The organism is Streptomyces sp. NPDC029164, assembly GCF_055563995.1.
This window is the reverse complement of the sequence record NZ_JBVHWW010000076.1, coordinates 1-10,165: the sequence shown is the minus strand read 5'-3', so window position 1 is coordinate 10,165 and position 10,165 is coordinate 1. Positions and strand designations below refer to the sequence as shown.

Genomic DNA, 10,165 nt, shown 5'->3' with positions numbered 1-10,165 from the left:
CGCGGTCCACTACCGTCGTTCGTATGTGACCTGGGTCCTGTGGGGCGCCTCACCGCCCAGCGCCCCGAATGTCACCCTCCGGCACCGTTCGTACCGCTTTCGAGGGCAGGTGCGCGGCCTGTGACGGACCCGAATCGAAGGAGACGGGCGCGTCGAAGGCAGCGAAATCCTCGGCCCTCGGGGTACCCCGTCGGCACGGTCCCCTTCGGCGGCCTTCAGCTGAGCTGTTCGGCCAGTCCGACGATGATGCCCTCGGGGCCGCGGACGTAGCAGAGGCGATGGGTGTCCTCGTACCGCACCACCTCGCCGACGAGTTCTGCGCCGTGGGTGCGCTGCAGGCGGGCAACCACGTCGTCGATGTCGTCCACGGCGAACATGATGCGGCGAATGCCCAGCGTGTTCACCGGTACGTCCGTCCTCGGTTCGGAGCGGATCGCCTTCGGCGTGTGGAACCTCGCCAGTTCGATTCGGCCGTGGCCGTCCGGGGTCCGCAGCATCGCGATGTCCTGTCGGACGTCCTGGAGCCCGATGACCCGCTCCACCCACCGTCCCTCGATGGGAGCCTTGCCCTCCAGCTCCATCCCGAGTTCGACGAAGAACGAGAGGGCAGCGTCGAGGTCGTCGACGACGATGAGGACGTTGTCCATGCGCTGGATCGTCACGCCGGCTCTCCTGGGTGTCGTACGGCCTCAGTGACCGCGTCCACCCCTGGGACGGAGCCGCCAGGCCGTTGTCGACGTGTCACAGCGCCCCACCTGGGGCCCGCGATCGCGTCAGCCCCGCGCTACGGGGCGCAGGACCGGGTCGATCTCGGCCAGGATCTTGAGCAGCTCACGAGCCCCCTGCGAAACTCGGTCATCGCTGCCCGCCGACAACAACTCCTGCGACAGCTGCATCGCGTCGTCCCGGTCGGAGGAGAAGATGCTGAGTACATCCGTGATCGCGGTGCAGATCCAATCGCGGTGATTCGGGTCGGCGGCTGACAGCGCGGAGGCGACGATCGCGAGTCCGACCTTGCCGTTTCGCCGAAGCAGGGCTTGCGCCGTCACACGGGTGACGAAGGTGTCACCGGCGTCGAGGACGAGCTCCAGCAGGGGCCCGACAGCCTCCGGCCTCTCGGCAAGGCCCGCCAGGGCACGGCCTGCGTCCGCCCGGTCACGGTAGTCACGGCTTCGCGCGAGCTCGATGAGCACCATCACCGACGCATACCTCAGAGCGCTGTCCACCTGCTCACCCACCTCTCCCACGTGTGGGGTGAACCTACCAGTGAGGCCCTGGTCTACTCGGCCATCCCCTCGGGCGACATGTGGGTGATCTTCCTTCCCGCCGCGGTCTCGACCAGGGTCAACGCACCGATCCAGTTGCCGTCTTCGGGGTACTCCCGGTTGGCCGCGTCGCAGAGCAGCACCTGAACCTGGTCACGAGGCACCGGTTCACCGTGCTGGAACCCTTCCTGCCCTGCGGGGGAAGTCCATGGGGCGACCCTGCGGACCTCGATCCAGCCGCGGGCGACGAGACCGAGCAGGATCTGCGCCAGCTGGTCGACCGGCAAGGCCCGAAGGATGTCGCTCGCCGTCCGTTTCAACGGCCCGCCCGACGACCTGTCAGCCGCTGCACTGGGTCAATTCGCCACCCTGCCGCACGCTGTACTGGCCGGGCGGAACGTTCATGACCTGGAAGCCGCCGTTCTCGGCGATGTCGACCGTCCCGCCGAAGCCGGCCGATCCGTACACGTAGGCCGGGCCCGGGGTGAAGCCGCCCCCGGAGAGGTGCACCTTCCCGTTGCCGAGGACGCCGGAGGTGGAACAGGTCGCGGCCGGGACGGCGGTCGGCGGGGACTGGGCGACCGCCGCGAGGGCGGTCGGGGCAGCGACGAGGGTGATCGCCGCGAGCGGGCTGAGGACGAGGAGGCGGGTGCGACGGTTCATGGGGCTTCCTTACCGGGACGAATCGGGACGCGGCTGCACGCCCGGCGCCGGGCGCCCGGCGCCCGAGCAGTCTCCTCGGGCCCGCTCAGTGGTCGCCCGTACCCGTCCGGTACGGGCGTCCTTGGCCACGTACCGCATGCCGCGTACCGCCCACCGCGAGTGGGACGCCGTCCCCTCGCCGGGGATTCGGGCCGACCGAGGGCCAGGGCCGCCTTCCCATCGTCGCCCCGCCCGTACCCGGGTGCTACCGGGGGCCGCAGTGCCCCCCGTCCGGCAGGCGACCCTCGTCACAGTCGCCACAGCCGCGGCGGCCACGAGCCACTCGCGCCAGCCGTCGGGCCCTGGGCCGCCGTGGCGTCGCGCGAGGGGCCGGGGACCGGATCGGGCCACCGACCGCGGCCGATCCACGGACGACGGGACACCCCCGAGGGTCGGCTATCGTCCCTGCGTGAAGTTCATATCCCCCCTCACCCAGCGGACGTCCGCCGCCCCGGCCGCCGCACCCGGTGCCCGGCTCGGCTGGCTGGATGCGCTCCGTGGCATCGCCGCTCTGATCGTGGCCCTGCACCACTTCGACGTGCTCAGGATGCTGCCCTTCGGGGGCATGGTCTGGCGCAACTTCGACATGGGCCTGTTCGGCGTCATGCTCTTCTTCATCGTCAGCGGCTACATCATCCCGGCGTCGCTGGAGCGACGGGGCGACGTACGCGCCTTCTGGATCGGCCGGATCTTCCGGATCTACCCGGCCCTGATCGCCGCGTTCGTCCTCTCGATCATGATGCTGCCGGCCGGGGACGGATCGGTGGCCCTGCTGCGCACCGGCGACGACCTGGCCTCGCTGGTCGCGAACGGCCTGATGCTCCAGGACCTGCTCGGCGTCATCAACGGCATGAACGTCACTTGGACGCTGTGCTACGAGATGGTCTTCTACTTCCTCGTCACCGCGCTGTTCACCCGTGGCCTGCACCGGCACAGTGCGCCGATCGCGGTGGGTCTGGCCGGTGTCGCGCTGGCGGTCGGCACGGCCGTCGGCACGCAGCTCGTGAGCGCGGAGATCGGTTCGGCCCGGCAGCTCGTGCTGATCGTGACGCCGATCGTGCTCGCGGGGCTCGTCGGCGTGCTCAGCGGCAAGCGCCTGCCGACCGGGGCGGGCGCCCTGGTGCTCGCGGGGGTGGGCCTGGTCCTGGTCACACTGAACAGCCGGGCCCCCGCCTTCGAGACCTGGATGATCTTCGCGACCATGTTCGCCGGTACCGTCGTGTACCGGGCGCAGCACGGACAGCTCGCCCGGGTCCCGGCCCTGCTCTCCTGCGGCTTCGTCGTCGTCGCGGGCGTCGTCGTCGGATGGCTGTACAACCACGGCGAGGCGCTGGAGCGGACCTGGTCCGCGGGCTGGAAGGCCTGGTCGATCGCGTACCTCGCCGCCTGGGCGCTCTTCGGCATCGGCTTCCTGCTCCGGGAGCGCCGCTTCCCCAAGGTGCTGACCTGGCTCGGCGCGATCAGCTTCTCGGTGTACCTGCTGCACATCCCGCTGCTGCGCACCGTCGAGCCGCTGGTGGGCGTTCCGCCGCAGCCGTCCTCGACGCTCGGACGGATCGTCTGGACGGTGATCTTCCTCGGCGTCGTCATGGCCGTCAGCTACCTGATGTACCGCCTGGTCGAGATGCCGATGCAGCGACTCGGCCGACGCGTGCAGAAGGCGGCGGACCGCCGCTGGCCGCGAGCCGTGCTCGCGGCGGCCGCCACGCCCGCGGCTGCTGCCACTGCCCCCGCCGGGGCCGCTGCCGAGACCGACGCGGCCCTGTCCGGTACGTCGCGGGCCTGAGGGCCCGGCACGTCCCGGGCCTGAGAGCGCGGCCGCACGGCCGCGCTCTGCGTGCGTCGTCGCCGGGAGGCCGTACCAGACCCGTCGCTGCTGACGGCGCTCGCGGCGGCGGGACACCACGCCGGCGCGGCGTACGCTCGTTCGCAGGGGACGCGCGATCGACTGCGTCGAGGCGGGTCGGACCCGGACGGGACCGCGGGAGGATCCATGACCGCGCTCGGTGACCTGATCGAGATCGACGAGCGGACCGTGCTGGTCCTCGGGCAGGAACTGTCCGTCGAGCACGATCGGCCGGACGTCGCCAACGCCCTCGTCCACCGGGTCGGCGACACCCTGGTAGTGGTCGACACCGGCGTCACGGCGGCCTTCCGCACGGCGCTGCGGGAGGCGACGGACCGGGTCGGGAGCTGGTCCCGGGCCCTGGTGCTGACGACGCACGGCCACTTGGACCACGTCGGCAACAACGACCTGCCCGACGAGTGGGGTGTGCCGGTGGAGCATTACGTACCCGCCCTCGACCTCGACCAGATGCGGGACCCGGCGGCGTACTGGGTGTGGTCCTTCGACCGCATCGTCGGGCTGGTGCCACTGCCCGCGCCGGCCACACTGGCCGGCAGGCTGCTGTCGCTGTTCCAGCCGATGCGGCCCTTCGGCGCGGCGACCCGCACCTACGAGGAGCGGCCGCTGGAGCGGATTCGTATCGGCTCGCTCCGCTTCACCGGCTGGACCTTCGCCGACGGGGCGGTGCGCGTGCTGCGCAGTCAGGGTCACTGCGCCGGGCATGTGATCGTGCACCTGCGGGACTGCGGGGTCCTTCACCTGTCCGACGAGGGCAACGGACCCTGCGGTGCGATGGCCGATGCCGACCAGCTCAAGCTCCAGACCGTCCTCGGCTCCGTCGCCCTCCTCTTCGAGGAGGGGGAAGCCACCACCCTCACCGACGGGCACACCTTCGCCCTGCGCCGCGGCGCCGAGGTCGTGTCCTACCTGGACGGGCTGCTGGAGCAGGCCACAGCCCTCCAGGCGGCGGCACTCGGGCTGACCGGGGAGAGCGGGCAGGTCCGGCCGAGCGCGTTCACGGCCGGCTTCGCGGAACGTGCAGCCGAACTGGGGGGCGGCGGCGCCAACCCGAACGCGATGTTCACCGCCATGTCGGCGGTCAACCAGCTCCACGAGCTGGGACTGCGGCCGGAGTCCGACAGCATCGACGCGCTCTGGTCCCGGCCCGCGCTCCGGAACCCGAAGCCGGACTCCCCGTAACCCCACTCTGCGGCACGTCTGTTATGGCTGATGGGGTCTCAGAACACCGCCCGCACCCCGCGCACAGCTCTCACCTTCGACCGGGGGCGTTTACGAAGAAGCCGACGGGCAACACGCGGGATGACGAAAGCCCACACCGTGGGGGTGAGGTGCTTTCGCACCGGGCCGCTGCCGCGCAGCACCTCCCCCGATGCCACGCGGCAGCGGCCGGTCGCACGACGGGCTGCCGCCAGGATCCGCACGGCACCCGGCAGCCCCGACCCCCGGCCCTTCCCCGGCCGGAACGGGGCAGCCGGCGAACCCCCGGCGACGGCGCTTGAGCTGCCGCCCCCGGGCTGCGGGCCCAGACGGCAGCGTGCGGCGGCCCCGGAGCGCCGGCCCGTGGGACCCGACAGGTGGGCCGGCAGGTGGGCCCGGCAGGTGGAGCCGACCCGTGGCGCCGGCCTGTGGGCATACTGCTCTCATGGGCCAGTGGAGGACGGTGGTCACAGGTGCCCGTGCTCGGCTGGGAGAGGCGCTCTTCCTGCGGGTGGCGGGACCCGACGGCCCGGCCACCCGGGACCGGATCCACCTCACGCCCGGTCCGCGCTGGTTCGGGCCGGACCACCCGGTGCGCCGGGTCCACGCCGACGCCGCCCTGTTCGTCGGCGGGATCAGCGCCCTGCTCCTGCAGTCCCTGCACCCCCTGGCGATGGCCGCCGTGGCCCGGCACTCCGCCTACCGGGAAGACCCCTGGGGCAGGCTCCAGAGCATCAGCACCTTCCTCGCCTTCACCACCTTCGGCACGGCCGACGACGCCCAGCGCGCGGTCGACCGGGTCATCGCGGTGCACAGGACGGTCCGCGGACGGGCACCCGGGGGTGAGCCGTACGCGGCGACGGATCCGGCCCTCCTCGCATGGGTGCACGACGCCGAGCTGAGCTGCTTCCTGCGCTCCCACCAGCAGTACGGGGCCCGCCGGCTGAGCGGGCCGGATCAGGACGCGTACGTGGCCGGCATGGCGCTGGTCGGTGCCGCACTGGGCGTCACCGACCCGCCGCGCACCGTGGCGGAACTCGCCGCCCGCATCGAGGAGCATCGGCCGCGGCTCCGCGGTACCCCCGAAGCCAGGGAGGCGGCCCGGTTCATCCTCCGCCACCCGCCGCTGCCGTGGGCCCTGCGCCTGCCGTACGCGGCCCTGGCCGCGGGCGCGGTCGTACTGCTGCCGGACTGGGCCCGGGCGGAGCTGGGACTGCCCCGGCGGCTACCGCTGGAGCGGTGGTGGGTCCGGCCCGCGGCCCGCGCGGCGGTCCGGCTGGTCCGGTGGTCGCTGCCTCCGGCGCCCGTACCGGCCTGGGCCGCCGGCCAGCCGACGCCGTGACGGGCACCGGCCCGATGGCGGGTACGGGGCCCGGTGGCGGGTACGGGCCCGGTGGCGCGCGGCTGCGTCGCGTCGGGGTTTCGCCGGCCGGGGGCCGGGCAGCCGCCACCAGGGGGCTCGAGAAGCAGGAGCGACCCGAGGAGCTGGAGCGAGGAGCAGGAGGACGGCCATGGACGACCAGGGCGGTGCAGGAGGAGTCCCGCTGCACCACGGGCAGGAAGAGGACCGACACGCGCCGCGCGCCGACCGCCGCGATGATGGGAAGACGGCCGCCGCCGACACGGACGAGGCCAGCCGCCTCGACCGCCCGCAGCAGCCCGAGAAGCCGCGCGGGAAGGGCACACGCTGGGTGAGCCCCCGCGACGACTGAGGCCGCGGGACGACGACCGACGCGAGCGGGCCCGCGTACCACCGGCAGACCGGCCCGGGTGCATCGAGGAGGTGCGACATGAGCCAGCCCAAGGAGCAGCGTCACCGCGCGCCCACCCCGCCGTCGGAGGCCATCGGCGAAAGCGGGGACCGCGAGGCCCGCCAGGCAGCGGACGAAGCCGTCGTCGGCCGTACGGGGGACACCGATCGCCGAGGCGCCGCAGGCCATTCCGCCAAGCGGCAACGCCCGGGGATCGGCCGGGAGGAACAGATCCGGCAGCAGGCGCCGGGAGACGATCCGGCGGGAGACGATCGCACCGAGGAGCGCGGAGACCGCTGACCGGGGGCGCCCATCCACACTGCACCCGGAAAGATCGGAGATCGCCGTGAGCAGCTTGAGCAGCTCGGGTATCACCGTGGACGACAGCTGCCTGAGCGCCTTGCAGGAGCTGAAGAGCAAACGGGAGATCAATACGGTCGTCTATCGGCTGAACGACTCCTTGGAGACGGTGGTCGTCGAGAGCCAGGGCAATCTCACGCACGAGGAGATGCTGGCGTCGCTGCCGGCCGACGAGCCCAGGGTCGTCGTGTACGACCTGCACTTCGCCGCCTCGGACGGGGCCCGCAGGAGCGGCCTTGTGATGATCTTCTGGATCCCCGACGGGGCGCTGCCCGCGTACAAGCTCGCCTACTCCTCAGCCGATCGCGTCGTCCAGGACCTCTTCGACGGCATCCAGGTCACCGTCCGGGCCACGAACCTGTCCCACCTGGCCTATAACGAGCTCGCATCCCAGGCGGTCTGACCGTGGCCGTGAACTTGAACGTGACCAGGTAGGTGTTGCAGAACATGTCCGCTCTGTTGACCGACAGCACCCTGTCCCTGCTGGCCCACGGCTACGCATGGGGTCCCGACCTGCGTCGGGCCCATCACGGTGAGTCCGTGGTCCGCACCCACCTGTTCGGTCGTCCCGCGGCGCTCGTGCACGGCCCCGGGGCCGTCACCCTCTTCTACGGCACGGACCACGTCCAGCGGCACGGCGCCCTTCCCGCACAGGTGCTCGACCCCCTCTTCGGCGAGGGAGCGGTGCACAGCCTGGACGGGCCGCCCCACCGGGTGCGCAAGGAGCTGTTCGTCTCCCTCCTCATGTCGCCGGGTGCCGTCCGGGCCCTGACCGAGGGCATCGAGCGCGGCTGGCGCGAAGCCGTGCCGGGCTGGGAAGGCCGCCGGGTGGTCCTCTTCGACGAGGTGGCCGTACTGCTCACGCGGGCGGTCTGCGACTGGGTGGGTCTGCCGGTCCCGGAGGACGCGGCCCGGGAGATCGCCGATGACTGCGTCACCATGATCGACGGCTCCGCCGGTGCCGGACCGCGGCGGCTGCGGGCCCGGCACGCCCGGCGCCGGCAGGAGCAGGCCCTCGCCGCCGCCGTCATCGACCTCCGCGGAACCGGTCCGCACCCGGACGGCATCTTCGCGCCGTCCCGGCACGCGGCGGTGGCCGGGAGCCCGCTGGAGGCGGTCGCGCGGCACCACGATCAGGACGGCGCCCTGCTCGATCCGCACACGGCGGCCGTCGAGTTGCTGAACATCATCCGGCCCACCGTGGCCATCGCGTGGTTCGCCGTCTTCGCCGCCCACGCCCTCCACCGCCATCCGGGCGGGCGCGAACAGCTGCGTTCCGGTGGGCCCGCGTACGCCCGGGCGTTCGCCCACGAGGTCCGGCGCTTCTACCCCTTCATCCCCTTCATCGGGGCCGTCGCCGTCGACGACCTCACCCTCGACGGTCACGAGATCCCCGCCGGGACCCACCTCCTCCTCGACGTGTACGGGCACCACCACGACCCGGATCTGTGGGAGCGGCCGTACCACTTCGCCCCCGGGCGCTTCCTCGGTCACGAGCCCGACCGCGACATGCTGATCCCCCAGGGCGGAGGCGACGCACGGACCGGCCACCGCTGCCCCGGCGAGGACATCACCGTGTCCCTGCTCGCCGCGCTCGCTCCGGCCGTGGCCGAACTGGACTTCGCCGTACCGCAGCAGGACCTGTCCATCCCCCTGGGCCGGATCCCGACCCGGCCACGGAGCGGATTCGTCATGGAGGTCGCACATCAGCCCAGGAGTCAGCGCGCCCGGCGGTTCCAGCGCCAGTCGTGAGAGCTTGTGGTGCCCAGCAGTGGAGGAGCCATGACCCGACGTGTCCGTCGTGTCCACGAGGTGATGACCAAGAATCCGGTGGCCGTCGAGAAGTCGACGTCGCTGGCGGAAGTGGCGCGGGTGATGCGGGACGCCGACATCGGGGATGTCCTCGTCGTCGACGAGGGCCGGCTCCGCGGCATCCTGACCGACCGGGACCTGGTCGTGCGCGCCATGGCCGAGAACAGGGATCCCGCGGAAACGACCGTGCAGGCCGTCTGCAGCAGTGCGCCGGTCACCGTACGGCCTGACGACGGTGTCGACCACGCGCTCGATCTCATGCGCCGGAACGCGCTGCGGCGTCTGCCCGTGCAGACCGAGGACGGCGAACTCGTCGGAGTCGTCACCCTGGGCGACCTCGCGGTCGAACAGGACCCCGGCTCGGCCCTGGCCGCGATCTCGGCCGCGGAGCCCGGCACCTGACGCCCTCCACGGCTGCGCCGTTGGCAGGCCGTCCGTTCGGGTGCAGTCGCGGCCACGGCGGGATGGCCGCGCGGCTCCGGGTAGGCGTCGGGTATGAACTCACACGTCCCCGGTACCGCGAAGCCGACCGGGCAGGCTTCGGCCCTCGGTGCGGCATCGGCAGGTTGGCTGACGGCCCTGGACCGGATCGAGCGGACGACGGTGGCCGATCCGGCGATCAGGGTGGTGCAGCGGGGAATTCGCGCGCTCCCGTTGGGCGGCATGCGTGATCTGCTGCGTGGCAGGCCGCTGGGCCACCCCCTGCATCCCGTACTGGTGCAGGTGCCGATCGGCTGCTGGCTGTCGGCCGCCGTACTGGAGGTCGTACCGGGCGCCCAGCGTGCGGCGACCACTCTCACGGGCGTCGGACTGGTGGGGGTCGCCCCGGCAGCGATGGCCGGCTGGGCGGACTGGGCCGACCTGCCGCCGGAGCAGGCCCGGGTCGGGCTGGCCCACGCGGTCTCCAACGCGGCCGCGGTGGCCTGCTACGCCCTGTCGCTGACGGCGCGGCTCCGCGGCCGTTCGGCGAAGGGCCGGCTGTGGTCACTGGGCGGGCTGGCCGCCGTGGCCGTCACCGGCGCGCTGGGCGGGCACGTGGCCTACCGTCAGGCCGTCCGAGCGCACCCCGCGACCTGACGGGGGGAGGGGGGGGGGGGGGGGGGGGGGGGGGGGGGGGGCCTGGGGGGGGGGGGGGGGGGGGGGAACCCCCCCCCCCCCGGCCCCGTGGGCACGGCGCCCGGCGCCCCCGTCCTCGACGGCCACCACATGTC

General features: G+C 72.7%; 13 protein-coding genes. 9 read left to right on the top strand and 4 right to left on the bottom strand.

The features are described 5' to 3' along the window. Positions 1–215: 215 nt before the first annotated feature. From ACZ4VT_RS37030 to ACZ4VT_RS37015, 4 genes are all read right to left on the bottom strand, one after another. Positions 216–662, bottom strand: a complete 447-nt coding sequence (locus ACZ4VT_RS37030) for a VOC family protein (RefSeq protein WP_467955753.1) — start codon at positions 660–662, stop codon at positions 216–218. Positions 663–773: 111 nt separating this feature from the next. Continuing rightward, the gene (locus ACZ4VT_RS37025) at positions 774–1,226 is read right to left on the bottom strand and encodes a hypothetical protein (RefSeq protein ID WP_467955752.1); all 453 of its coding nucleotides are present in this window, start codon (positions 1,224–1,226) and stop codon (positions 774–776) included. Positions 1,227–1,279: 53 nt separating this feature from the next. Continuing rightward, positions 1,280–1,552: a hypothetical protein gene (locus ACZ4VT_RS37020; protein WP_467955751.1), complete on the bottom strand. Its 273-nt coding sequence runs from the start codon at positions 1,550–1,552 to the stop codon at positions 1,280–1,282. A gap of 52 nt (positions 1,553–1,604) precedes the next feature. Continuing rightward, on the bottom strand, positions 1,605–1,928 hold the full coding sequence (locus ACZ4VT_RS37015) for a hypothetical protein (protein ID WP_467955750.1): 324 nt from the start codon (positions 1,926–1,928) through the stop codon (positions 1,605–1,607). A gap of 448 nt (positions 1,929–2,376) precedes the next feature. On the opposite strand from ACZ4VT_RS37015, the gene ACZ4VT_RS37010 reads away from it, so the two are divergent. From ACZ4VT_RS37010 to ACZ4VT_RS36970, 9 genes are all read left to right on the top strand, one after another. After that, a complete protein-coding gene (locus ACZ4VT_RS37010) occupies positions 2,377–3,753 on the top strand; it encodes an acyltransferase family protein (protein WP_467955749.1) in 1,377 nt (458 codons plus the stop codon). A gap of 207 nt (positions 3,754–3,960) precedes the next feature. Continuing rightward, complete coding sequence (locus ACZ4VT_RS37005) at positions 3,961–5,013, top strand: MBL fold metallo-hydrolase (RefSeq protein WP_467955748.1); 1,053 nt, start codon at positions 3,961–3,963, stop codon at positions 5,011–5,013. 463 nt (positions 5,014–5,476) lie between these two features. Then, positions 5,477–6,373 (top strand): oxygenase MpaB family protein, encoded by an 897-nt coding sequence (locus tag ACZ4VT_RS37000; RefSeq protein WP_467955747.1) that lies wholly within the window; start codon positions 5,477–5,479, stop codon positions 6,371–6,373. Between the two features lie 169 nt (positions 6,374–6,542). Continuing rightward, positions 6,543–6,743, top strand: a complete 201-nt coding sequence (locus ACZ4VT_RS36995) for a hypothetical protein (RefSeq protein WP_467955746.1) — start codon at positions 6,543–6,545, stop codon at positions 6,741–6,743. Between the two features lie 78 nt (positions 6,744–6,821). Beyond that, positions 6,822–7,082: a hypothetical protein gene (locus ACZ4VT_RS36990; RefSeq protein WP_467955745.1), complete on the top strand. Its 261-nt coding sequence runs from the start codon at positions 6,822–6,824 to the stop codon at positions 7,080–7,082. A 46-nt stretch (positions 7,083–7,128) separates the two neighbouring features. Then, positions 7,129–7,545, top strand: coding sequence for an actin-binding ADF family protein (locus ACZ4VT_RS36985; protein WP_467955744.1), 417 nt, complete (start codon positions 7,129–7,131; stop codon positions 7,543–7,545). Positions 7,546–7,589: 44 nt separating this feature from the next. Next, positions 7,590–8,894 carry a cytochrome P450 gene (locus ACZ4VT_RS36980; protein ID WP_467955743.1) on the top strand — a complete coding sequence of 435 codons (1,305 nt, stop codon included), beginning with the start codon at positions 7,590–7,592 and terminating at the stop codon, positions 8,892–8,894. A gap of 30 nt (positions 8,895–8,924) precedes the next feature. Then, positions 8,925–9,356: a CBS domain-containing protein gene (locus ACZ4VT_RS36975; RefSeq protein ID WP_467955742.1), complete on the top strand. Its 432-nt coding sequence runs from the start codon at positions 8,925–8,927 to the stop codon at positions 9,354–9,356. Positions 9,357–9,449: 93 nt separating this feature from the next. Then, positions 9,450–10,031 carry a DUF2231 domain-containing protein gene (locus tag ACZ4VT_RS36970; protein ID WP_467955741.1) on the top strand — a complete coding sequence of 194 codons (582 nt, stop codon included), beginning with the start codon at positions 9,450–9,452 and terminating at the stop codon, positions 10,029–10,031. The last annotated feature ends 134 nt before the right edge of the window (positions 10,032–10,165 follow it).